The sequence below is a fragment of the Oceanobacillus luteolus genome, assembly GCF_042678205.1.
GTDB lineage: Bacteria > Bacillota > Bacilli > Bacillales > Amphibacillaceae > Oceanobacillus > Oceanobacillus luteolus.
In genome coordinates this window covers 34,140-58,452 of sequence record NZ_JBHUDE010000035.1, presented here as the reverse complement: position 1 = coordinate 58,452, position 24,313 = coordinate 34,140, and the positions used below count along the sequence as shown (strand labels likewise).

The following is a 24,313-nucleotide window of genomic DNA, read 5'->3' as shown; positions in this document are numbered from 1 at the left end:
GAAATTAAAGGAAATGCCATATTCTTATAATATCAGGAAAGCGCTTAACATTGTATAGAAAATCTCGAATTTTTATCTTAAAAGCACTAATTGCATGGTTAACTTTATATCAATCTATATATCTATACATTACGTTTTGTGTTAACTTTGAATTATAAGTTAAATACTTCCATATACATAGAGAAAAATATACTTGCGCTGATCTATCCTTCATATGAGAAGAACCAGGAGGAGGTATAACATCGCATGGTCGTTTTACTTCGATCGCCAAACAAATTTCTTTTTCCGCTTTCCTCTTTCTACTAATTTAAACGTACTCATTTTCTCAACCCCTAAGAGGATTTATTTCCTTCATAAGTATAAAGTATTTGGTTTTGTCATTAACAGAGTGTTTATGGTAAATAAAAATCTGGAGGTAATCCACAAATGAAAAATCAATCTTATAACTATGACGAACAAGGGCAGAACTATTCTGGGTACAGACGAACGGATCCTAGAATTGAAGAATATGTTTACAATGCGCTTGGTTCCGCAAAATCAGTATTGAATGTAGGAGCTGGCACAGGGTCATATGAACCGAAAGACAGATACGTCGTTGCAGTGGAGCCGTCAAGTGTGATGCGCTCCCAACGTCAACATGCGGAAAGGGTGCCGGCTGTTATTGCAACAGCAGAGTCGTTACCTTTTGATGATGATTCTTTTGACGCGTCCATGGCGATGGTTACGGTGCATCACTGGTCGGATTTAAGAAAAGGTTTACAGGAATTACGAAGAGTTACCAAGGATCAGGTGTTGATTTTGACCTTTGATCCCGAGGCGATTGGCGGCTATTGGAATACGGATTACTTTCCGGAATTGATTGAAGTAGAGCGGGCACGTTTTCCGACCATTGATTATATCAGAAAATCGCTCGGAGGAAAAAGTGAGGTACAGGAAATTCCTTTACCTTTTGATTGTGTAGATGGTTTCCAAGAGGCTTTTTATGGCAGGCCGGAAGCATTTTTGAAAAAGGAAGTACGATTGTCACAGTCAGTCTGGGGAGTCTTGCCGGAAGGGATGGAGGAAAAATTAATACAGAGACTGGCAGATGATTTGAAATCAGGAGCATGGGATGAAAAACACGGACACTATAGACAGAAACCAACCTTTATAGGATCACTAAGGCTAATTATCGCAAGGCCATAGGAACCGTTTCTGAAAAAAGTAAATACCTAATAATTTGGTGTGAAAATGAATACGGGATGAATCAAATGTTTTATATCTAACAATTGATTCATCCCATATTATTTAAAGGGATTCTTCTCTCTATTCATCCTAATTGGATATCAATTAATGAAATACCATTAGCCTGTCCTAAGCCATTTATTAATGCTTGTTCAAAATCATTCTTTTGTTGGGGTCTAACTCCAGTTACTCCAAAACTTTCAGCCAACTGGACAAAGTCCGGATTCCCGAATCCCGTACCAAAACTACTGTTGAATTTCTCCTCCATCATTTGTTCCTCTAATTTTAACTTTGAGTTATTCAATACGATGACGATAAACGATAGGTTCAGCCGCTTGGCCGTCTCTAGTTCCGATATGTTCATCAAAGCTCCACCGTCCCCAGTAATACAAATCACCGGATCGTTCCGGCAAGCTAACTTGGCACCAATCGCTCCGGGCAAAGCAATTCCCATCGAAGCATAACCGTTGGAGATGATTAGCCTACCAGCCTGTTTCGATTGGTAGGTTCGGGCAATAGAGAGTTTGTGGGAACCCACATCAGAAATGACAATTGTATTTTCCGGAACAATATTTTCAATGCTCGCTAAGATATTTTCTATCGTGAGTGATTGGTTTACATTTGGATTTGAATCAATATGATAAGCCGATTTAATACGTTCTTTTAGATTACCAGCTGGCATCCATGGTTTAGACGGTATATTCCGTGCAGTAAGTTGCTGAAAAATCTCCTTCAAATCACCGACAAGTTCTTCTTTTACAGGGTAATGTTCATCCATCTCTGCAGGAAGTGTATCAATATGTAAAATAGGGTTCATCTTTGGATTCCAATTCTTTGGTGGACTTTCTACAAGATCAAATCCAACTGCAATGATCAAATCAGCCTGCTCAATTACTGGTAATGCTTCATCTTGTTTACTGAATCCGAACGTAAAATAATTTAAGGCATGATCTTTTGGTAATATCCCTTTTGCCATGAAACTGTGTATCACAGGTGCTTGCAATTTCTCCACAAAATGCAGAATGCCCTGTACAGCTTTTTGTCTGATTACTCCGTTTCCGAGCAGTACAACTGGTTTTTGACTCTGACTGATTGTTGTAAGAGCATTTTCTAAAGCTTGTGGAATTGGGATGCTTTTTGGTATGGGCAAAGCTGTTAATGGTTGATTTGGTACCATTTGTGGTGCGATATTCTCTGGTAATTCAATTAGAACAGCACCGGGCTTTTCCATTTGGGCTACTCTAAAAGCTTTACGAATGATTTTCGGTATCGTTTGAGCATCTTTAATTTGCACGCTCCACTTTGTAGCAGGTTCAAATACTTTAACGATATCGATGTACTGATGTGATTCTTCGTGTTGCTTGTCAAAGCCCGCTTGTCCTGTAATGGCGATAACGGGGGAGTGGTCTAAATTTGCACTTGCTATTCCAGTCAACAGATTAGTTGCGCCAGGTCCTAAAGTTGCCAAGCAAATCCCAGGCTTATTTGTAAGCCGTGCGTAAACATCTGCCATAAAAGCAGCACCTTGCTCATGACGGACGTTGATGAATTGTATGTTTGACTTGGACAAGGAGTCCATCAAGTCCAAGGTTTCCTTACCCATTATGCCAAATACATACTCAACCCCTTCATTTTCCAAACATTGAACTAGTAAATCTGTTGCTTTCCGCATCGTACGCACCTCTTTTTTTTTCATATTTTCTCCTTAATGTTATTTAAAATACCTTTTAGGAATAGGCGAAAAGCTATCAAGGCGAGATTTATGTTTTTACCCGAATATAGTGAAGCGAGATACGATTGGAGGCATGGCTATTAGAGGAAGAAATAAAGAAATTTGGGACGTAAGAAAGGAGTGCTCACGTGTCATGAGCACTCCAACTGTCGGCAGGTATTTTATTAATACTAATTTAGTTTCTCGAACTGTCCGAAGAATCCCCAACAAACCTCACCGTAGCCATATGTGTTCGAGCCAACTGAATAACCTCTTCAATAAATTCCTCTTGTGAAGCTTCAAATCCAGTGCTGATCCAATAAGATAGTAATCCATAGAAACCATATGCGGTGTAACGAGTGAAATAATTCATGTCTACAGGCAAATTGTTAATCGTTTCGAACTGGAATTTTTCTTGATATATTTTCAGAATCGTTTTAGGAAATCTGGTGTGCAACTCGGGAATCGTGTCCTCATAGTTTATCAGTTCAAAAAAGTCACGATGATCATAAATATAGGAAACGATATGAAAGGATTCGGCTGTTAACTGTTTCGTATTCACTTTGCGTCTGGATTGATAAGCTTTACCGACGGCATGCTCTAGTCCTTCCAGCATCGTAAAAAGCAAGTCCTCCGCCAGTTTATATTTATCTTGATAATGGGTGTAAAATGTACTTCGATTATATTTTGCAGTAGTAACAATGTCTTTGACGGTAGTGTCCTGGAAGCCCTTCTCTTTAATAAGAGAAATAAGAGCCAACTGGAAGTGTTCCTTTGTCCGATTTGTTCGTGGTGTGGAAACTGGTTCGATCATTTTACTACCTCCTGATGTGAGTAGATTAGACAAAAGTGTACAGAATGTCTATTTAATAGACATTTAGAGAAATATTGATGGTTGGATTGCCTATTTTCAGCTCGTATAATAAGGTTGTAAGCGTTGTTATAAAAGATTTAACTATATTTATTATAACAGGGGGTAATCGAATATGGGTAAATTACAAGATAAAGTAGCTGTTATTACTGGTGGGGTTTCCGGAATCGGAGCTGCAACAGCACGTCTATTTGCTTCTGAAGGCGCAAAACTAGTTTTAGTTGACTTCAATGAGGAAAAGGGCAGAGCATTTGAAGAGGAATTAAAAGCGGAAGGCATTGAAGCTGTTTTCGTTAAAGCGGACGTAACAAGTGAAGAGGATGTAAAGAATATTTATTCTACAACTCTATCAACTTTCGGTAAAGTAGATATTTTATTCAACAATGCTGGAATTGGTGCGGTGAAACCGACAGAAGAATTATCCTATGCCGAGTGGAGAAAAACAGTCGAGGTTGACCTTGATGGGGTATTCTTAGTTGCACAAGGTGCAATCCAAGAGTTCTTGAAAACAGGCGGTGGAGTAATCGTTAATACCGCTTCTATGTACGGGTTGGTAGGATCACCTGGAAGTGCTGCGTACAATGCGGCTAAAGCTGGGGTTGTGAACTTGACTCGTTCTCTAGGATTAGAGTACGCAGAGCGAAATATCCGCGTAAACGCACTTTGCCCAGGGTTTATCGAAACACCAATCCTAGGTGAAACAGACCGTGAATTCTTATCCAATGCAACACCGATGAAACGTCTAGGTAAACCAGAGGAAATGGCGAAAGCTGTACTGTTCATGGCAAGTGACGATTCCAGCTTCATGACTGGAAACGCCTTAGTCGTTGACGGTGGTTATACTGCACAATAATTGCTACATGTACAACAAAGGCAGGACCTATGAGGGTTCAGCCTTTATTTTTTCTACTTCTTAAACCTATTACCCGTATTCATATAAATCAACATAAACACAGTCAAACCAATAAATATAGCAATACCCACATACAGTAACCAATCGATACTATATACTTCACTAATTAACCAAAATACCATTATGAAAGCAAAAGCAAACATCATTTTCCCCATGAATTTGCAAAGGGCAACGGTGTCGTATTTAGCTTTTTCCTCTTCAGACATGGTATTGTAACCCGCAATTAAGAACGAACCTTTTCCATTGATTAGAAAAATACCCATTACGATGAAGAGTATAATTATAATAATCAGACCAATCATTTTTATCCCCCAGAAATAAAGTCTCTTTTTCTTATTGAAGTAGTCACTTAACCTAAGCGTACCATAGGTTTCGATAGTACCTCTAGTGATAACTTCTTATCTATGGGACTGGTTGGAATGGGATCCTTATTCTGACTGATTATCTTCATTTATTGCATAGGACAATATATCTTCTTCCTTATTCCAATCGACGAAAACTTCCACTTCGTCACCTTTGCTGTTCTTTACGACGAAGCTAGGATCGCCATTCTCACCAGCTTGATCTGCCTGCTCGTTAAACGCGCTACTGAGGTCTTCTTTAAATAAATCATTTACGAATTGTATGGCTTGTTCACGTGTTAGATTTTTCATTTGTAATTCTCCTATTTTTAACTATAGGATTTTCCAACTCATGTGTTTTCATTCATGAAAAAAGTGAATCAATTTGCATGTGCAAGCTAAAAGCAGCTATTGGAAAACTTAAAGTCTCCAAAACACCAAAATTATAGCACACCACCAAATTTCGGCAGTGTGCTTATTTTTAATATCGATATTTACTTCTATTATTTCTCGGATTCTTATCTCGTACATTGTGCAGCCATGCTTGGTCCTCATCCATCATTTTCTTGGCTGCATAGATCGTCAGGAATTGTAGGACGATAATCGGGATTCCCATGATTCCTGATAACACTTCCAGTGGAGCCAAACCGCCAATCCTCAATAATACGAGTGCAAGCAATGTGATGATTGCTGCAACGATTAAGCGTAGATGCTTGGAAGGTTCGACCTTGCTCATATTTTCCGTTCCTGCATACGAAGCAATCGTATACGTCGTTGAGTCCAGAGTTGTTATCATAAAAATCATTGCAATTACGATGAAGGCAACAAGGACGATTGTTGGTAACGGCAATGTTGTAAGGATTTCTGGAATCAATGCCATCGCGTCTTCCTGTACAATCGCAAGCGCATCAACTTGTCCTGTCACATAACGGTGAACCCCTAAGCCACCGAGAACCGCAGTCGCAATCCAAGATACGGCAAGTGGAGCAAGCATATAGGTGATAATCATCTCCCGAATGGTTCTCCCTCTGGAGACTTTTGCGGCGAATACACTGTGTAGCATGGCCCACGTGGCACTATATGCGAACCAAAATATCGTATTGCTTTCGATTCGGTTTTCCCCACCAATATTCAATGAATTGGTATGGAAAGACATATCCATATAATGAGAGAATAGAAAGCCGACCGTATCGGTAAAGAAGTTTAAGATGAAAATACCAGGTCCGATAAGAAGTACAAATATAGCAAATGCCCCGGCAAGATACATATTCAGCGTGCTTAGTCTTTTAATCCCTCTTTCGATTCCTAAATAGGCACTCATCGTAAAGAAAAACACCCAAATGATGGTAACCATCAGTGTCAGGCCAAACGTGATTTCTATATTAAATAATTCGGACAGGTTATAAGTAACAATTGGAGTTCCCAATCCTAATGTAACTGCCGCTCCTGCAAGAATACTAATTAAGAAAATAATATCCAAGATTTTACCGCCGATGCCATCGGTAAATTTATCCCCAAAGAGTACACGGAGCGCCTCGGAAATTCGCATAACAGGCCGCTTCCTAACATGTAAGATATATCCCATTGCAGGTGCTGCCATGACAAAAATCGCAAAGACTTGCACACTCCACATGAACATCCCATACGCATTTCCCCAAAGCAAGGCTTCAGGTGAACCAACTTCTACGCCAAAAGGAGGACTTACTGCCACTTCAGCCCATTCTGTCATCCCTGTCCGCATGATGGTGGAGCCTAATCCCATCGCAACTAAGATCGATGCGTATTCAAATAATGTAAAACGTGGTTTTTCCCCAGGTTCTCCAAGCACGACATTTCCATATTTAGAAAAGGATAACCAGATCCCGGCACCAACTAAAATAACAGCATACCAAATATAGCCCCATGAAAACATATCAACAATCATGGCAAAGATTCCGTTCAGTAATGCTGTGGATTCGTCCTCATAAAAGGCGAACGGAATCGAAATTGCGATAATAATTAAGATAGCAGGAAGAAAAATCTTATAATCTACTAATCGCTTTTTTCTTTTTCCTTGATATTCACTAGCCAAAAAATAACCCCCAAAAATGATATTTTCGTAAAACGAATTTGACTAATTTCTCTTTTTTAGTCATCCATATCTGTATTACCACTTTTTATGATTTTTAAGCATGTAGGTTTATGGGGAACTGAATGGAGTACGTACTTATTTTTTCATATCGCAATTTTAGACTCTACCCAATCTATCAACCTAGTAGGAAGCACCCATTCTATATTCAAAATAAGGTGTAGGACTGATTGTTTAATGGAGGCTCGATTATTATACTTATAGTCAACATGTTGGAAGCGCATACAAAGGTGGGGAGGTGGGATGTTTTTTGTAAAGTAATCAATCTCTTATGTCTATCAAACTATGAAAGGTAGCAAATTTAAGGAGGAGATTTTATTGAAGAAACATATCGTTGTTTTAGCTATAATCGCACTATTATTCTCCATGTTTCAAGTGCCAGCGGTTGCCGCAAAACCACAGAGTGATACGATTCATTCCGGATCCCCATTCGACAACAAAATTATCAAGAGATTTGATTCAAAAAGAGCGATGCAGCATATCAGTTATTTAAGTGAAGACATCGGACCAAGAGTTACAGGAACTGATCAGGAAAAGGAGGCAGCGCGCTATATCCAACAACAAATGGAACGTTATGGGTATGACGTCAGTACACAGGAGTTCGATATCGCCAATCGGATGCAGGGGCAGTTAGTTACATCTATGGACGATAATGAACTTGCTATTCGTATCGCGACTGGCTCTTCTTCCACGACTGAAGAGGGCGTATCTGGAGCTATATACCATGCTGGCTTAGGCGAACCAGGTGATTTTTCAGAAGAGGTAGTAGGGAACATTGCCCTTATTCAAAGGGGAGGTCTCTCTTTCTGGGAAAAGGTTGAACATGCTACAGAAGCTGGTGCTGCAGGGGTAATTATTTATGATAATGCCGATGGACTCGTACCTCCAACACCAAGCTTAGGTGACAACACAGCTTCTATCCCAGTAGTGGCGATTACTCAAGCAGATGGGGAAGCACTTTTAGAAGAAATTGAAGGTTCAGAGGTTACGGCTACAATCAAAATTAGTGAGATTACGAATCAGAAATCCCAAAATGTTATCGCAGTCAAAAAGCCGAAAGGAAAGCCTTCAGATAACCACGACATCGTTTATGTAACCGCACACTACGATAGTGTACCATATGCACCTGGAGCAAATGATAATGCTTCCGGAACATCTGTTGTTTTAGAATTGGCGAGAATTATGAAAGGATATCCAACTGACAAAGAAGTCCGGTTTGTTTTCTTTGGAGCGGAAGAAATTGGACTCGTTGGATCCAGATATTATGTGAGTCAGCTTTCCGACAATGAGTTGGCCAGAAGTACAGCAAACTTCAATTTAGACATGGTCGGAACGAATTGGGAAGAAGCGACAGCCATGTTTGTCAATGTGGTGGACGGTGCACCAAACCTCGTTTGGCAATCTGCTAATGACGCTGCAGAAAGATTAGGAAATGATTCACTCATTCTTTTTGAACGAGGTGCCTCTGACCACGTTGCATTTTATGAAGCAGGAATTGATGCCGCCAACTTTATTAGAAGAGAACCAGAAACGGCAGCATTAGAACCGTGGTATCATACTCCATTCGATACGATTGATAAAATCAGTCAAGATCGTATCCAAGAAGCAGGTGAACTGATTGGTTCTGCCATATATGATTTCGTACGCAAAGAAACACCTAGAGGTAAAAAGGGACAAGGTGTGAACAAGCGGGTAGGTAATTATTTATTGAATGAAGAACCTGTGAGGAATAGATAGAAAGTGTTATAAAATTAATCCCTCATGCTAAGCTGCATGAGGGATTAATTGTTTATTTTGCATTGTTTTAGCCGACCCTGAAACCATCAAAATTTAAAATACGTCAATCCTCCGACAGCGATGAGAGCAATAAAACTAACAATAAATCCTACTACTAAAAACCATAATAAAGTATTTAGAAATTTGTTCTTGTTCATTTTGCTCACCCCCATTTCATAGCTGAAACCGACATGTGCAATCCATCAATGGGCAAATTGTTGAATTCCCTTTCGGCTACAGTTCACGGAAGGCAATGACTTATATAATTGTTAGTAAAGAGAGGTGCTGAATGTACTTCTACGTCTAGTCGAATTTCAGCTTATTCTTTTCAAGTACTCTATTAAACGTGCTGTATCTACTAAAGAAAATAGGTAGAATGAAGTGGATAGGCATTTTCCCCTCTAAAAAAGCCTGGGAATAAACTGTTAAGCAGTTTCTCCAAGGCTGTTATCCTTCCGTAGTACAGCAAATGCTGTTGATTTCCTGTGGTCCAGAACCGATTGAAGTCGCAGAACCTTAGAAAATCCTTCTCTAATAAAATTTATTTCACTCTACATATAATTATACATTTAATTCAAAATAATTCAAAGAATCTGCTTGGAAATTACTCAGTTTAGTCTTGTAGAATCTTGATATGCGGGAAGGAATATGAACAAAAAATCCCTCCATGCGCAGCTTGCACGACACGAGGGATTTTTTATCTTGAGGATGGTTCTCTTTTTTTGAGTGTTTGTCAATTCTTGGAGCGTCAGACCTCCGAAGTTCTAGTAACAAACTCTTCTTGGATTTCATTCCTAAAAATTGAAATAGGTAAGACCTCCAACAGCAATGAGAGCAATAAAACCAACTATTCCTCCAACGATTAATACCCATAATAAAGAATCTAGAATCTTGTTCACTTTGCTCACCCCCATTTCATATCTAAAACCGAAATGTGAATGCAGAACGGATAAACTAGTAGAATTGATATGTATATCCCTTTGGAAAAGGGTTTTTGCATCACGCTCTTCTTTATGTAACATAAAGATCCTAGTATCGTGCTCACTCTCGGTTCCAGTTCACACGGAAGGTCAATGACTCTATTAGAATCATTTTGATAAAAAGGAAAGTCGATGTTTTGCTGAATCCAAGCTTGATCCTTCTAAATCAATCACCAACAAGGTTAAATGGAAAAAATAGCGACATCGTGTTTCCATACTCAGCATTGTTTTCCCCTCTAAAAACAGCCTAGGAATAAACTGTTAACAGTTTTTCCAAGGCTGTTATCCTTCCGTGGCTACAACAATGCTGCTTACCAATAATAACTATATTTAATAGAATTTACATATAATTATACATGGATTCCATATTAGTTCAAAGAATACGGCTCGTGTCCTCTTCGTTTACTCTCTTCTACTATTAAAATGCACACCCCGTATACTTTCTATCAATCATGTTAATAAATATTAATAACGTAATAGGTGAGGAGGGGCACAAGATGTTAGTTTTAGAGATAATCATCGGTTTAGGTTTACTTGCAGCATTTTTTCATTTCCATTACACAAAAAGGAAACATCAGCGGATAAACATGCTCATTGATCTTCATAACGAATCAAACGAAGAATGGAAGAGGACGCTCGCGATGGGGCTGTATTTAAGATTCAAAAATGAATCAGCAGAGAACCCGGTTAATTATTCTAGTATTTACCTCAAAGGTGATCCCATTTCCTTTGAATATTTCGTTGCGGATATTTTTCAAATAACTAGGGGCGGATTTACTTGGGTTTCTCCTCATAGTAATGATTACGGCGTGGATTTTGAACATACAACAGATGATGGTTTATATTTAGGCCAAGTAAAATGCTACCAAGGAGATTTGTCATTTGACCCGATTGCACTTATCCATTCGAATATGGTGAAGCGAGAAGCGGTCGGTGGTTATGTAATTACTACTGGATTTTTTACAGAAAATGCAAGAAGCTATGCACAAGGATTGAATATTGAACTGATCGATGGTGTGAAGCTTGTGGAAGAATGGTTGAAGAGCTTGGGGAAATCGGAGGAAGAAATTAAGGAATTTGATAGTTAGAATGTCTAAAGTTTCCTCCCTGTTGACATTGATTACAATAGGGAGGTTTTATATTAGTAACAAAATCTTCATCACTTAACATTCTCTTCGGAAGCCCATACATAACAACATACATTTTAAAGTGCGAGGAACTAGCGATTTTAAAGTATCTTAATCAAATGTCTATTACGGAGGTCAGAGGTCGATATAAACAAGTATAGTCATTAAGTTCTGTTTATTCACTTTATTCTTTATAATACATCGAGTATATAGTATGATTTATCTAAAAATGTGAGGGCAGGCCCAATCAGCAGCCTCTATTTCTTCCATAGGCTCTTCGTCTTTTGCCGCCTCTTCTGTATAGACAAGAATGCCATCTGTTTTGATTAAAAACTTACAATAGAGGCTCTCTCATGTCATGAATCACTTCGAATCCAATTAAAAACTTACAATAGAGGCTCTCTCATGTCATGAATCACTTCGAATCCAATTAAAAACTTACAATAGAGGCTCTCTCATGTCATGAATCACTTCGAATCCAATTAAAAACTTACAATAGAGGCTCTCTCATGTCATGAATCACTTCGAATCCAATTAAAAACTTACAATAGAGGCTCTCTCATGTCATGAATCACTTCGAATCCAATTAAAAACTTACAATAGAACCCCTCTCATGTCATGAATCCCCTTAAATTCAATATAAAACTGACAATAGAGCTGCCCTCATGTAATGAATCACTTCAATTCCAATTGAAAACTTACAATAGAACCATCTTCTTGTCACGAAACACTCCACCGCCGATTAAAATTCAACAATAGATCCATCAACTTACCAGAAATTCGCTTTCCCTCAATCACCAACACACCAATGCCACCTCTCACAAAATCTCCCTGACTATATTCCACACTTTAAGCAAACGCTAATACCATACCTAAGCCTTCATTCACTCACAGAAGGGAAGTTTCTCAAAATACCGATTATTTTCGTTTTCCCACAGTGCATTTTGCTAGTGCGTTTATACATTTGCCGTTACAATATAGTAATGATGTTTTACGACAATATTCGACATTGAGGTGATTGCTTGGCCTTTTTAAAACGTTCGGTGCTGCAAATTGTACCGACGCTATTTATATTAACGTTAATTGTTTTTGGTCTTGTTTATGTGGCCGGTGATCCGGTTTCGATGATGCTGCCTGAAAATGCGACAGCGGAAGACCGTGCTGTACTGGAAGAGGCGTTAGGATTGAACGACCCTTTCTTTGTGCAGTATTTGAATTATATTAAGGATTTAATCACGGGAGATTTCGGTAATTCACTACAATACCGGGAACCTGCCCTTCAACTTGTGATGGAGCGGCTTCCGGCGACGCTCACCCTCTCGCTGATGGCGATGGGGATTGCGATTATCATATCGATTCCACTCGGAATTTATGCTGCATTGAAACGGAATTCATTTCTTGATTTTATTATTTCAGGAGTTTCCATCCTTGGAAAGGCGATGCCGAACTATTGGATTGGGATCATGTTGATTCTATTTTTCGCAGTTATGCTTCCCATATTCCCGGTCTCAGGTGCCGAGACACCAATCCACTTTGTCTTGCCGTCCGTGACACTTGGCGTGGCACTTGCTGCGGAGATGACACGTCTTATACGTGGAAGTGTCTTGGAAGTTCTCGAACAGGAATTTGTCCAAACGGCACGGAGTAAAGGGCAAAAAGAATTCATTGTAGTTTTACGACATGTGTTTTTAAATTCGCTTATTCCCGTTGTTACGATTGTTGGGATTCAATTCCCACAATTAATTGGTGGAGCGATTGTCGTGGAAACTGTTTTCTCTTGGCCAGGTGTAGGTAGATTATTGCTTTCTTCCATTGGGGCAAGTGATATGGCGGTAGTGCAAGCAATCGTATTTGTCATCGCACTGATTACGATTGTCGCCAATTTAATAACAGATGCTGTTTATCGAATCCTCGATCCACAGATTAAATACAAGTAGTTTGGAGTGAGGTGTATTGAATACGAATAATCCATTAGCACGGATGGTTGCTAAAATACGTAATGATTCTTCGCCACTGGGGATGATTGGATTGGTCATTGTTGCCATCATCGTCCTATTGGCCATTTTTGCTCCGTGGATTGTCCCGCATAATCCATTTGCAATTGATGCAACAAAACGCCTGATTCCGCCATTTTGGGTGGAAGGTGGCTCGACGACCTATATTCTAGGAACGGACCATGTCGGGAGAGACATTTTAAGCAGGCTTATTTACGGTGGCCGTGTGTCCCTGCTCGTCGGATTGTTTGCTGTCATCATTTCAGGAGCGATTGGACTTTTACTAGGTTTACTATCAGGATATCTAGGCGGAACTTGGGTGGACCACGTAATGATGCGGGTTGTCGATGCGATTTTGGCGATTCCTACATTGCTGCTCGTTCTTGTTGCCGTCGTTGTGTTTGAACCTGGGCTGATGACGCTTATTCTTGTGATTGGTCTAACAAGCTGGCCGCAATATACACGGCTCGTCCGCGGGGAAGTGTTAAGTGTCAAAGAACGGGAATATGTCCAACTGGCACAGACGCTCGGGACATCACATACATACTTGTTATCCCGTCATATTTTGCCCAACGTCGTGTCATCCTTTATTGTCGTTGCGACCATCGGGATTGCCTCGGCTATTTTAACGGAATCGTCTCTGAGCTTTCTCGGACTCGGTGTCCAGCCACCGGATATTACATGGGGTGGCATGTTGAATGATGGTCGAAATTATATTGCGACGAGTTGGTGGATTGCCACATTCCCGGGACTTGCCATTACCATTACGGTATTAGCGATTACGTTTGTTGGGGATTGGCTCCGGGATGCACTCGATCCTAGACTAAAACGAGGAGGGGATGGAAATGACTGAACCACTATTAGCCGTGGATCATCTCCAAGTTCAATTTCCTTCACGGGATAAAAGGGAAATCACGGTAGTCGATGATGTGTCTTTCCACGTCAACAAAGGTGAAATCCTTGCCATTGTTGGGGAAAGCGGAAGTGGGAAAAGTATGACATCCCTTGCGATTATGGGACTGTTGAAAGGTGGCGGACAAGTTTCCAATGGGTCCATAACGTATCAGGGAAGGAACTTGCTCACCTTACCTAAAAAAGAACGTCGAAAAGTGAACGGCAGGGAAATGGCGATGATTTTCCAAGAACCGATGTCATCCTTGAATCCGATGCTGCGAATCAAGACACAGATTGCCGAGACGTTAAAAATTCACCACCCTGAGCTTTCCAAAAAAGCGATCCAGGAAAAAGTCGTGGATTTATTACGCCAAGTGGAGATTGCCGATGCCGAATCTGTCGCTAATCGTTTCCCCCATCAATTATCCGGGGGCATGCGGCAACGCGTCATGATTGCAATCGCCATCGCGAATGAACCGCAACTTTTAATTGCCGATGAACCAACAACTGCTTTAGATGTAACGATCCAAAAGCAAATCCTATCTTTATTGAAAGACTTGAACCGTAAAAACGGCATGGGGATTGTGTTCATTACGCATGATTTAAGTGTAGTGGCTGATATTGCGGATCGGGTCCTCGTCATGCGTAAAGGAAAAATCGTCGAGGAAGCGACTGTTTTTGAACTGTTTGACAATCCGCAACATCCGTACACGATCCGGTTATTGAAAGCCATGCCGACGCTGGATATGAAGACTGATACGAAAGATTTACTTCCAGAAGAGACTCATGAGCTGGATGAATTCGAGGATGCCCCTTTTGAACAACGAAGTGAAACCCATTTTGTACGTAGGAAGGAGGCTGCCCGGGATGAAAGCTGAAGAGAAACTGTTGGAAGTAAGTAATTTGAAAAAACATTACGCCAACCAGAAGAATGGTCCGGTTGTAAAAGCTGTAGACGGTGTGAATTTCCATGTGAATCGGGGAGAAACACTCGGTATCGTCGGTGAATCCGGTTCGGGAAAATCAACAGTTGCGAAAATGATTATGCAACTGGAAAAACCGACGAAAGGGGACATCCTTTTTCACGGTAAACCGATAACTAGCTTATCCCGTCCGGAGAAAAGGAAGCTGCAAATTATTTTCCAAGATCCTTATGGCTCACTCAACCCAAGGATGAGAGCAAAAGATATCGTCACCGAACCGCTCTTCATTCATGAAAAAATGCCGAAAAGGGAACGATACGAAAAGGCGCTCGACCTTCTAGAGGAAGTCGGACTTGGGAAAGAGCATCTCAACCGTTATCCTCATCAGTTCAGTGGAGGACAAAGGCAACGACTTAGTATTGCCCGGGCAATAGCATTAAAACCAGACCTAATTGTCTGTGATGAAGCTGTTTCCGCATTGGACGTATCGACGCAGGCGCAAATTTTACATTTACTTGATACGTTACAGAAGACATATGGGATTGCCTATATTTTCATCGCGCATGGATTGCCGGCTGTCCGGCTCATCAGCGACCGGATTGCCATCATGTATAAAGGGAAGATTGTCGAAACCGGTAGTCGTGATGAAATATTTGAAAACCCACAACATGATTACACGAAAACATTACTTAACGCAGTTCCACCATCTCATCCAAAATTTAGGGAAGAGATGAAATAATTGAAGGAGGAAATGACAACATGAAAAAGTTTAAAGCACTCAGCATGATGCTCATCATTACGATGTTGCTTGCCGCTTGTGGTTTTACTGATCCAGATGAAGAACCTAAAAATACAGAAGGAAGCGAAACAACAGATGGCTACTCTTTACTGACCATTGCCAATCCTGCAGATATTACGACGCTTGACCCGCAAAACAATAATGTCATCACAACGTCAGCAGTCCTTGTGAATATCTACAATAAATTGGTGAAGCGTGATGCTTCAGGGGAAATCGTTCCAGACCTTGCGACAGCTTGGGAACAAATTGATGATACAACTTGGGAGTTTACGTTGACAGAAGGAGTAACCTTCCATAATGGCGATGATTTCACTGCAGAAGATGTGAAATTTTCATTAGAACGGGTTGCGAATGACAACACATTACAGCAATACTCTGTATTCAATAAAATTGCCGAAGTGAAAGTGGTGGACGATCATACGGTACATATCGTTACAGAAGAAGCTGATCCACAATTATTAAGCAGACTATCAACCGTTGCAGCAAGCATTTTCCCTGCTGCTCATTTTGAAGAAGTGGGGGCGGAAGAATTTTTCCAACATCCTGTAGGAACAGGAGCTTATCAATTCTCTGATTGGAAAAAAGATAATTATGTAGAGCTGACGAGATTTGAAGATTATTTCGAAGGTGAGCCAAATTGGGAAAAAGTTCACTTCACCGTCGTTCCAGAAGACTCAACGAGAGTGGCGGAGCTATTGACGAATGAAGTGGATATTGCCTTTAATATTCCAACAGCAGATATTGATAGAATCAATGACAATGACGGAACGCACGTGAAATTAGAACCGATTCAACGTGTGATTCAGCTTTGGTTATCAACGGAAGAGGATGCACCTACTGCGGACCCACGAGTTCGTGAAGCGATTGATCTTGCCATCGATAACCAAGTGATCATTGATGAAATTTTATTAGGTGCAGCTACACCGACAAGAACGCATGTTACTCCAGGAAACTTCGGTGCCAATGAGTCCCTTTATGATACGTATGAGTACGACCCAGAGCGTGCCAAGGAATTATTGGCAGAAGCTGGATATGAAGACGGAATTACAGTTGATATCTCAGTAAACAACTATTACACAGAAATGGCTGAAGTCGTTGGTGGAATGCTTCAGGAAGTTGGAATTACTGCTAACCTAGAGCTATTGGAGCAAAGCCAATTTGCAAAACGTTTATTCGCTGAAGATTTAGCGGAAGGTGTTTTCGTCGGTTGGGGTAATGATATGTTTGACGGAAGTGTCCTCGAGCTATTTAGAGAAGACAACGTGACGAGTTATGCAAATGAAGAAGTGGATGAATTACTGAATGAAGCAGCCTATAATATGAATGAAGAAGAGCGTAGCGAACAGTACCAGCAAGTACAAGAAATCTTAGCGGAAGACAGAGGCGTTGTTTATCTGTTCCAATTGGAAGGACGCTATGGTGTGAGTGACCGGATTGATTATACACCAAGACTGGATGAATTGTACGTAGTGGATGAAATTACATTAAATGAATAGGGGGGAGAAATAATGGCAGCATCACTGACATTAATGGAAGCATATATGGTTGAAACCTTGCTTGCCGCTGGCATGACAGAGTCGGAATTAGTTCATGCGATCAAAACTGCTGACATCGATGCCATTTTGGAGAAAGATGATAGCTTCGATTATCTGAAGTTTGTCCACGAAGTAAAAGATGATCCAGAACGTATCGAACAAGCTATCCTTTCCGGCTATAGCATCAAATTTATGTCTGTTTACGGAATCGAACGTATCTTGAATATTAAATTCAATCTGGAATCAGGGAAAGATTATACATTAGAAGAACATCGATTTTTAGGAATCGAATTGAGTTCAGATGGATTTGCTTCTTTTGAAAACATGCTTTCTCCGAACTGGGTAATCACGAATAAAAAAGAAAATGATTCCAACATCACATTTGATATTGTCCATAAGACACAGTCTTAGACGCCAATAATCCCTCAGCGTAGTATTAGCTGAGGGATTATTTTTTTACTCACTAACCTTAACTTCAATCGGTTCAGAAACTAAGTTCCAATCTTCATCCAACATATGGAAGGTATGCATAGCAAAAACATCCGCTGTCCCTGGTGCGACTGCTGTGATGACATTTTCAGCGACATCGACATAACTTTGACCATCGTACACATAAAGTGAAGTTTCTGCGTTTTCTTTATGTTTTGTGCGATAGTTGACGAAGGTTTTCGCATTAATAGTTGCTGATTTTCCTACTTTTAGATTACGTTTTTTAATTGGTGTTTCAATATACGTTGGCCCATCCGTCAACCATTGGGTATAGTCTGTAATTGGTCCGATTAAGCCGCTTTTCAGTAAGTTTTTAAATGGCTCTTGATCACGGAATGTCCAGTGCATATTAATTAATCCGCGTTGTCTCATATAGGTGATCGATTCTTCGGAAAGGCTGCCATAGCTTGCGTTCAAACGAGCGCCAATGCTGGTTGCATAGTTTAACATTTGTTCAGCATCTTTAATCCGTTGTTCCGGTGAACCAGGCACCGATGCGGAATAAAGGAAACCGACACTGATATGTGGGGAGATTTCCCTGAATTTCTTAACGCTTTCGATATTAAAGCTCTGCAGGACGACTTTTTCTTCTACGCCGACTTCCATAATTTCTTGAAGTACTTGCTCTTCAATATCTGTTGCCTTTAGCTCAACGAGCAACACTACATCTTTATCCTTGAAGCCTTCCAGAAACTCACGAAACGTAGGAACTTTTTCACCGGCAAATTCTTCACCAAAATAGCTCCCGGCATCCAACTCGCGAATTTCTTCCAACGTTAAGTCCGCAACAGCCCCCGTGCCATCTGTTGTCCGATCGACTGTTGCATCATGCATGATAACGATATGTCCATCTTTTGTTTGTTGAATATCGGTTTCAATCAAATCTGCACCTAGTTCATAGGATAGATGGTAGCCTGCCATCGTATTTTCCGGTGCAAGTGAAGGGACGCCTCGGTGAGCGACGACGATTGGACGCTGGATGATCGTGTTTTCAGGGTACTCTCCAAATACTTCCACTGCTTCTTGTGGGTGATTGGTGACAATTCCATCGACCCCGGCATGGATTAAAGCATGAGCGTCATCGCTAATTCCCCAAACAGATATCGCCCGGTTATGGAAATAATAAACCGTATCAATCGAAACATGTCGCTCAGGTAAAACGACCGTGAAGGAGCGACTAATATTAGCATCCTCAACCAACTTTTTCATATCGTGTTTATTGAAATGATTTTTCTCATATAAGATGGCTCCTCGAGCTGTTGGGTACGCAGCTTTAATTTTTTCTAAAACATCAATTTGAGGAGATAAAATATGAACATCCCTTGTTGATGTGGACTCTAAAACTTCAATTACCCCGTCCGTTGCCTGCATATCATTCACTTGAATAATCGGGATGACTTCTCCTCTTATAGCGAGCAACCTATCCGCTAAAGTAGTATCCCCAACCATAACCTCGCCATCTTCATTTACTTCGACAGGAAGGATGACGGATGACACTCCTTCATACGCAGCGATATCATCAAATACTTCACTTGAAATGACCGTTGGTGCATTTACCATATTCGTTTCAGGTTCCACCGGCAAAAAGGCGTTGGAATCTTCAAGTGGTGGCAGGTCTTCTGTTCTTGTAGTGACTTTAACATTATCAAAAGCTACCGTTGCACCAGATACTTGGAATCCAAGATCTCCTTCCAAATACTGATCTGCCATATCCGTATCGATGACGAGCTGTCCATTGACAAATTGTTGGACACGTTCGCCTTTAGCGATGATTTTCATCCGATACGTTTCATCGTATCCAAAATCCTCAGGATAAAATGTCTTCATTGGAACGTTCCAACTGTTCGATTCCGTACGAATGGCGAATTCTAAGCCATTTAATGCAGATGTTCCTTTTCTGGCGGCAAATTGATAATATGGGTAGTCCTCATTTTGGATGCGAAACATTAAAGAAGCCCAGCGTGCATCATTTACTGCTGATTGGAACGTCACATCCGCTTCAAATACGAAATCTCCTATTCCATCTGCAACCGAAAAGATGACACGAGAGGGGGAGGAGATATCCGTTGATGTGAGTTCTAATGCTCCGTCCTTTACCGTTGCAGTACCTTCGATGACTTCAAAACCGTCTGGTAACACATCTGCTTCAAAGTCTTCTTCCAGTAATACATTTTCACTCGCTGAGATAGTCTGCTGACCTAGGAAGCTAGCACATAGAAAGGTGATTGCGAGAATTGGTAGAAACAATAATTTCTTCTTGTCCATGTTTATTCCTCCTTCAGATTAGTTTGTCTATGCTAAATCTATAGAGGTCCGGTTCTTCGTTTTTTTTGATCCCTCCTTTAATAGAAAAAATAATAAAAAAAGACACCAAAGTGTTCCCTGAATAAATCAGGGGTCCTTTAAGGCATCTTCTCTTAGACTCCTACCAAAATATTGATAAATTTACCATTATTATGATATGAAAATGCGGAATCGTCTATAGGAAGAATAGCTTATTATGAATAAATGGATAGGAACAATGCCCGAATTTTCTATCTAAACTATATTATTTAATAATTTAGTATTTACAATCAACCAATAATTTGCTAATATGGAAATCAATCGAATATTTCTCAGAGAGCGGAAGAGAAGAGATGAAATCGTACTCCTTTGGAGGAGTATATTTTTCAATCTCTTCTTTTATCATTTCTGAAGAATGTTCGTAAGTTCAAAGGGGGATTAAAATGAAAAGGTTTACAACTTTACTATTTTTGTTTGTTTTAGCCTTTGGAATGCTTGTTGCTTGTGCGGAGGATACGGATGGACAAGCTGGAAGTGGCGATGATTCTTCCGGAGGTGCAATTACGTTATATTCACCTGAAACACCTGATTTAACGAAAGAGCTCGCAGAAAAATATGAGGAATTGTATGGAGAGAAAGTGAATGTCCACTATGCAGGAACAAACGTATTAGTAAACCAGATGATGGCAGAAAAAGAAAATCCACAAGCGGATGTGTGGTATGGCGGTGGCGGTATTCTTCCATTTGAATCTGCAGTTGATAGAGGTATCATCACTCAGTATATTCCAGAGAGTGCAAAGGATTGGGAAGTTGTCGAAAACGGGATCAAGATGAAGCATGAAGATGGATATTATGTCGGTACAGAATTATTCGTGCTTGGATTTTCATACAATACAGAACTTGTTTCGGAAGAAGAAGCACCGAAAACATGGGAAGACTTACTCGATCCAAAATGGGAAGGAAAGATTCAGTTTCCTAACCCGGCAGCATCAGGTACGGCTACTTTGATGGTACTTAGTTATATGATGCAGCACGGCGAAGAAGAGGGTTGGGAGTATTTCAAACAGCTGGCTTCTCATGCAAATTCCGTTCCTGACTCAGGTTCTGCCCCGACAAAAGCAGTAGCGATGGGGGAAGCTCATATCGCTGTTGGGTTTGATTTTATGGCATATGAGCTCCAAGCAAACGGTGAAACAGTAGATTTCATCGTACCTGATAAAACTCCTATTCTTGTAAATCCAGCTACTCTAGTAGAAGGAGGCCCGAATCCTGAGGGAGGCAAGAAGTTCATGGACTTTTTATTGGAAGAGGAAGCACAGCAAATTTTAGCAGATTGGTACCATATTCCAATCAACCCAGAAGTAGAGTCGAAAACACCATTAAATGTGGAGAATTTAAAAGATAATGCAGTCGACTTGGATATTGACTGGGTGAATGAAAACTATGATCGTATCCGTAATGAATGGAACAGTAAAACTAATTAAAGGAAGTTGATAAGTATGGGATCAGTTGTTGTTGAACAACTTAGGAAGGAATTTTCAGGAGTTACAGTACTTCAAGATATAAATTTGGACATAAAAGAGGGCGAATTCTTTGCCCTCCTCGGTCCATCAGGATGTGGAAAAACAACAACGATGAGATGTATCGCAGGTTTTGAAGCGCCAACGAAAGGATCCATCAAGATTGGTGGGAAAGATATAGCCAACTTGGCTCCCAATGAGCGTAACTGTGGAATGGTTTTTCAAAGTTATGCCCTTTTTCCTCATATGAATGTGTTTGACAATGTTGCGTATAGCCTAAATATAAAGGAACTGAAGAAAAATAATCTGTTTAAAAAGATTGGCGTCTACACTCGGATGCTCAACAGCAAAATCGTAAAATATCCAAAGCATATTACGGAAAAGGTAATGGACATCTTGGAATACGTGGAATTAACGGATCATGCCAATAAGCTTACGAGTGAACTTTCCGGTGGTCAGCAACAGCGGGTTGCTCTTGCCAGGGCACTTGTGATGGAGCCTGAAGTGTTGTTGATGGATGAACCATTGTCCAATCTAGATTTAAAGCTTCGGCATACGATGCGTAATACAATCCGGCGCATTCAGCAGGATTTGAAAATCACTACGATATTCGTTACTCATGACCAGGAAGAAGCGATGAGCATGGCCGATCGAATCGCTGTCATGAAGGATGGGAAGATCTTGCAGATAGGAACACCTACAGATCTCTATAGTAAACCGAACACACCATTCATTGCTGACTTTGTCGGTACATCCAACATCCTGCCAGGTGAGGTAGTGGGGACTGAAAACGGACTTACAACCGTACAGATTGGCAATCAGCGCATCAAGTCTGCATCAACAACAGATAAAAAGCATGTAGATGTTGTCGTCAGGCCGGAAAATATACAAGTATTAAACGGTGCGACAGATCAGACAGGAAACACCTTTGAAGGGGAAATATTATTGGCCACGTATCTTGGATCGATTGTTCGTTATGATGTGAAAGTCGGAGAACATAACTTACTGGTGGATACTACATACGAGTCCGGAGACAGTATCAAAACAAATGGTTCTACGATTCGATTAAGTGTATCACCTGAAAGGGTGCTGCTCATATGAATAGAATCAAAAAACATTTTGTAGGAATTGGACTAATCAAGCTATTAATCTATGGATTTTTTCTGTTATTTTTAATCATTCCGCTATTATCTGTATTTCTAGTTGCATTTACAAATCAGCCGATCAATGTATTCGGTTCGCTTATTAGTATGGAACGGATGCAACAGACGATTGACCAGTTTAGAAATGCTTCACTAGATAACTTTAAATCTTTATTCACGTATGGTGGTTACCTTACCGGATTGATTAATAGTCTAAAGTTATCCTTTATCGTTTCATTATGGGTGCTTGTCATTTGTATTCCGATTGCTTATGGAATCGCACGGACGAAGATGCCATTTAAAAAGACGATAGGAGCCTTATGTACGATCCCACTTGTCATACCGACATTTATTTCTGCATATGCCTTTATCATTATGTTTGGGCGCTCAGGATGGGTCACCTATATTTACGAAAAATTCGGTGGCGAAGGAATGTTGCTCGATCCGTATACGATGACAGGGATCGCGATTGTACAGATTTTCTTCTTTTTCCCTTATGCACTTTGGCCAATGGTAGCAGCCTTTAAAGTGACGGGTGCTTCCTTAGAAGAGGCGTCACGGAATATGGGGGCAAAAGGCTGGCTGACGTTTATTACTGTAACATTTCCGCTTGCGTTACCAGGCATGCTCTCTACCATGCTCGTCATATTTGCTGTAAGTTTTTCCGATTTTGGGACACCGATTATTTTGGCACCGAACGATTTGAACTTAATTGTCGTGGACGCATATCGTGAAATATCCGGGTTCTTTAACTGGGGCGGAGCTGCCATCTTGACGGTTATTATGATTGCGGTTGCAGGAGTGGTGTATTGGCTGCAGAACTATCTCTTAAAAGGTAAGAACTATGACATTCTCTCCGGCAAGCCTAAAGAGATTAAATTAAATGATAATAAAGCATTAACGATACCCTTGGCGATATTTTCAAGTCTCGTAGTACTATTACCAATTCTTGCTTTGGCTACAATCATTTTACAGTCGCTGGCTACAACTTGGGGGAAAGATCCGTTACCGAGTGGATATACATTAGAACATTATCGCACCATCTTTACATCATCTTTGGGCAATATCCAAAACAGCTTAATTTTAGCTGGTGGAGCTTTGATTCTTAGCGTCATTATATCCGTGTTTGTTTCCTACTTTGTTGTACGCCATCGTTCCACTACGCTGGATTTTATGACAACTATCCCTTTAATCGTGCCGGGAATCGCATTTGGTATAGCATTAATTCAAACGTTCAATACTGCTCCACTACAACTGACAGGTACTGCGCTGATTTTAATCATCGCTTATAGTATCCGCAGATTGCCATATATGGTTCGTTCTACGGTTGGTACGATGCGGGCAATCAAGCAAGATATTGAAGAGGCGGCAGTCAGTCTTGGAGCGTCGACTTTAACCGCAGCAACTACAGTCGTTGGTCCCTTAATGCTTCCGGGTATTGCGGCTGGCTCGATTTTAGTGTTTGTTACGGTTATTAAAGAAACAAGTATTTCCATCTTGATGGCGCCGGCTAGTTGGGCACCGATGAGTTTAGCTATTTTCCAAAACGTATTAAGGGCAGAGTATTATTCTGCGGCAGCGATGTCTGTCATTCTCGTTGTGATGGTCCTTGTGTTACAAGCTCTCGCTAATAGACTATCAGGAGGAAATAAATCATAGTGCT

General features: G+C 40.5%; 19 protein-coding genes. 13 read left to right on the top strand and 6 right to left on the bottom strand.

The window, feature by feature from the left end:
- The first annotated feature begins 426 nt into the window (after nt 1-426).
- Nucleotides 427-1,185 carry a class I SAM-dependent methyltransferase gene (locus ACFSBH_RS07235; RefSeq protein ID WP_379596808.1) on the top strand — a complete coding sequence of 253 codons (759 nt, stop codon included), beginning with the start codon at nt 427-429 and terminating at the stop codon, nt 1,183-1,185.
- Between the two features lie 124 nt (nt 1,186-1,309).
- Here ACFSBH_RS07235 and ACFSBH_RS07230 read toward each other — a convergent pair whose 3' ends face one another.
- Both ACFSBH_RS07230 and ACFSBH_RS07225 read right to left on the bottom strand, forming a co-directional pair.
- Nucleotides 1,310-2,920, bottom strand: a complete 1,611-nt coding sequence (locus ACFSBH_RS07230) for an acetolactate synthase large subunit (RefSeq protein WP_379596806.1) — start codon at nt 2,918-2,920, stop codon at nt 1,310-1,312.
- Nucleotides 2,921-3,131: 211 nt separating this feature from the next.
- Nucleotides 3,132-3,749 (bottom strand): TetR/AcrR family transcriptional regulator, encoded by a 618-nt coding sequence (locus ACFSBH_RS07225; protein WP_379596804.1) that lies wholly within the window; start codon nt 3,747-3,749, stop codon nt 3,132-3,134.
- 172 nt (nt 3,750-3,921) lie between these two features.
- On the opposite strand from ACFSBH_RS07225, the gene ACFSBH_RS07220 reads away from it, so the two are divergent.
- On the top strand, nt 3,922-4,659 hold the full coding sequence (locus ACFSBH_RS07220) for an SDR family NAD(P)-dependent oxidoreductase (protein WP_251513320.1): 738 nt from the start codon (nt 3,922-3,924) through the stop codon (nt 4,657-4,659).
- 53 nt (nt 4,660-4,712) lie between these two features.
- Here the strand turns inward: ACFSBH_RS07220 and ACFSBH_RS07215 are convergent, their stop codons facing one another.
- The 3 genes from ACFSBH_RS07215 to ACFSBH_RS07205 all read right to left on the bottom strand — a co-directional run bounded on the left by ACFSBH_RS07215 (nt 4,713) and on the right by ACFSBH_RS07205 (nt 7,131).
- A complete protein-coding gene (locus ACFSBH_RS07215) occupies nt 4,713-5,021 on the bottom strand; it encodes a DUF3784 domain-containing protein (protein ID WP_379596801.1) in 309 nt (102 codons plus the stop codon).
- A 126-nt stretch (nt 5,022-5,147) separates the two neighbouring features.
- The gene (locus ACFSBH_RS07210; RefSeq protein WP_379596799.1) at nt 5,148-5,372 is read right to left on the bottom strand and encodes a hypothetical protein; all 225 of its coding nucleotides are present in this window, start codon (nt 5,370-5,372) and stop codon (nt 5,148-5,150) included.
- A 169-nt stretch (nt 5,373-5,541) separates the two neighbouring features.
- Nucleotides 5,542-7,131 carry a BCCT family transporter gene (locus ACFSBH_RS07205; protein WP_379596797.1) on the bottom strand — a complete coding sequence of 530 codons (1,590 nt, stop codon included), beginning with the start codon at nt 7,129-7,131 and terminating at the stop codon, nt 5,542-5,544.
- A 375-nt stretch (nt 7,132-7,506) separates the two neighbouring features.
- Between ACFSBH_RS07205 and ACFSBH_RS07200 the strand changes: the two genes are divergently transcribed.
- The 8 genes from ACFSBH_RS07200 to ACFSBH_RS07165 all read left to right on the top strand — a co-directional run bounded on the left by ACFSBH_RS07200 (nt 7,507) and on the right by ACFSBH_RS07165 (nt 17,627).
- Complete coding sequence (locus tag ACFSBH_RS07200) at nt 7,507-8,925, top strand: M20/M25/M40 family metallo-hydrolase (protein WP_379596795.1); 1,419 nt, start codon at nt 7,507-7,509, stop codon at nt 8,923-8,925.
- Between the two features lie 1,516 nt (nt 8,926-10,441).
- The gene (locus tag ACFSBH_RS07195) at nt 10,442-11,032 is read left to right on the top strand and encodes a restriction endonuclease (protein WP_379596793.1); all 591 of its coding nucleotides are present in this window, start codon (nt 10,442-10,444) and stop codon (nt 11,030-11,032) included.
- 1,061 nt (nt 11,033-12,093) lie between these two features.
- Entirely contained in the window at nt 12,094-13,008 is a 915-nt protein-coding gene (locus tag ACFSBH_RS07190) for an ABC transporter permease (protein ID WP_379596791.1), read from the top strand.
- A 16-nt stretch (nt 13,009-13,024) separates the two neighbouring features.
- Nucleotides 13,025-13,918, top strand: a complete 894-nt coding sequence (locus ACFSBH_RS07185) for an ABC transporter permease (RefSeq protein ID WP_379596789.1) — start codon at nt 13,025-13,027, stop codon at nt 13,916-13,918.
- Nucleotides 13,911-14,837 (top strand): ABC transporter ATP-binding protein, encoded by a 927-nt coding sequence (locus ACFSBH_RS07180; RefSeq protein WP_379596787.1) that lies wholly within the window; start codon nt 13,911-13,913, stop codon nt 14,835-14,837. The genes ACFSBH_RS07185 and ACFSBH_RS07180 overlap by 8 nt, the downstream gene beginning before the upstream one ends.
- Nucleotides 14,827-15,621, top strand: a complete 795-nt coding sequence (locus ACFSBH_RS07175; RefSeq protein ID WP_379596785.1) for an ABC transporter ATP-binding protein — start codon at nt 14,827-14,829, stop codon at nt 15,619-15,621. Before ACFSBH_RS07180 ends, ACFSBH_RS07175 begins: the two co-directional genes overlap by 11 nt.
- Before the next feature lie 20 nt (nt 15,622-15,641).
- Nucleotides 15,642-17,177: an ABC transporter substrate-binding protein gene (locus ACFSBH_RS07170; RefSeq protein WP_379596783.1), complete on the top strand. Its 1,536-nt coding sequence runs from the start codon at nt 15,642-15,644 to the stop codon at nt 17,175-17,177.
- A gap of 12 nt (nt 17,178-17,189) precedes the next feature.
- Nucleotides 17,190-17,627, top strand: coding sequence for a hypothetical protein (locus ACFSBH_RS07165; RefSeq protein WP_379596781.1), 438 nt, complete (start codon nt 17,190-17,192; stop codon nt 17,625-17,627).
- Between the two features lie 45 nt (nt 17,628-17,672).
- Here ACFSBH_RS07165 and ACFSBH_RS07160 read toward each other — a convergent pair whose 3' ends face one another.
- Nucleotides 17,673-19,970: a glycerophosphodiester phosphodiesterase family protein gene (locus ACFSBH_RS07160; protein ID WP_379596779.1), complete on the bottom strand. Its 2,298-nt coding sequence runs from the start codon at nt 19,968-19,970 to the stop codon at nt 17,673-17,675.
- Between the two features lie 461 nt (nt 19,971-20,431).
- On the opposite strand from ACFSBH_RS07160, the gene ACFSBH_RS07155 reads away from it, so the two are divergent.
- From ACFSBH_RS07155 to ACFSBH_RS07145, 3 genes are read left to right on the top strand one after another with little or no spacing between them, the layout of a single operon-like run.
- Nucleotides 20,432-21,472 (top strand): ABC transporter substrate-binding protein, encoded by a 1,041-nt coding sequence (locus tag ACFSBH_RS07155; protein WP_379596777.1) that lies wholly within the window; start codon nt 20,432-20,434, stop codon nt 21,470-21,472.
- A 15-nt stretch (nt 21,473-21,487) separates the two neighbouring features.
- Nucleotides 21,488-22,609 carry an ABC transporter ATP-binding protein gene (locus ACFSBH_RS07150; protein ID WP_379596775.1) on the top strand — a complete coding sequence of 374 codons (1,122 nt, stop codon included), beginning with the start codon at nt 21,488-21,490 and terminating at the stop codon, nt 22,607-22,609.
- Nucleotides 22,606-24,309 carry an ABC transporter permease gene (locus ACFSBH_RS07145; protein ID WP_379596773.1) on the top strand — a complete coding sequence of 568 codons (1,704 nt, stop codon included), beginning with the start codon at nt 22,606-22,608 and terminating at the stop codon, nt 24,307-24,309. The genes ACFSBH_RS07150 and ACFSBH_RS07145 overlap by 4 nt, the downstream gene beginning before the upstream one ends.
- Nucleotides 24,310-24,313: the final 4 nt, after the last annotated feature.

Coding starts and splice junctions, on each gene's coding strand:
- ACFSBH_RS07235 (WP_379596808.1), top strand. CDS start 427: ATGAAAAATCAATCTTATAACTATGACGAACAAGGGCAGAACTATTCT.
- ACFSBH_RS07230 (WP_379596806.1), bottom strand. CDS start 2,920: ATGAAAAAAAAAGAGGTGCGTACGATGCGGAAAGCAACAGATTTACTA.
- ACFSBH_RS07225 (WP_379596804.1), bottom strand. CDS start 3,749: ATGATCGAACCAGTTTCCACACCACGAACAAATCGGACAAAGGAACAC.
- ACFSBH_RS07220 (WP_251513320.1), top strand. CDS start 3,922: ATGGGTAAATTACAAGATAAAGTAGCTGTTATTACTGGTGGGGTTTCC.
- ACFSBH_RS07215 (WP_379596801.1), bottom strand. CDS start 5,021: ATGATTGGTCTGATTATTATAATTATACTCTTCATCGTAATGGGTATT.
- ACFSBH_RS07210 (WP_379596799.1), bottom strand. CDS start 5,372: ATGAAAAATCTAACACGTGAACAAGCCATACAATTCGTAAATGATTTA.
- ACFSBH_RS07195 (WP_379596793.1), top strand. CDS start 10,442: ATGTTAGTTTTAGAGATAATCATCGGTTTAGGTTTACTTGCAGCATTT.
- ACFSBH_RS07180 (WP_379596787.1), top strand. CDS start 13,911: ATGACTGAACCACTATTAGCCGTGGATCATCTCCAAGTTCAATTTCCT.
- ACFSBH_RS07175 (WP_379596785.1), top strand. CDS start 14,827: ATGAAAGCTGAAGAGAAACTGTTGGAAGTAAGTAATTTGAAAAAACAT.
- ACFSBH_RS07170 (WP_379596783.1), top strand. CDS start 15,642: ATGAAAAAGTTTAAAGCACTCAGCATGATGCTCATCATTACGATGTTG.
- ACFSBH_RS07165 (WP_379596781.1), top strand. CDS start 17,190: ATGGCAGCATCACTGACATTAATGGAAGCATATATGGTTGAAACCTTG.
- ACFSBH_RS07160 (WP_379596779.1), bottom strand. CDS start 19,970: ATGGACAAGAAGAAATTATTGTTTCTACCAATTCTCGCAATCACCTTT.
- ACFSBH_RS07155 (WP_379596777.1), top strand. CDS start 20,432: ATGAAAAGGTTTACAACTTTACTATTTTTGTTTGTTTTAGCCTTTGGA.
- ACFSBH_RS07150 (WP_379596775.1), top strand. CDS start 21,488: ATGGGATCAGTTGTTGTTGAACAACTTAGGAAGGAATTTTCAGGAGTT.
- ACFSBH_RS07145 (WP_379596773.1), top strand. CDS start 22,606: ATGAATAGAATCAAAAAACATTTTGTAGGAATTGGACTAATCAAGCTA.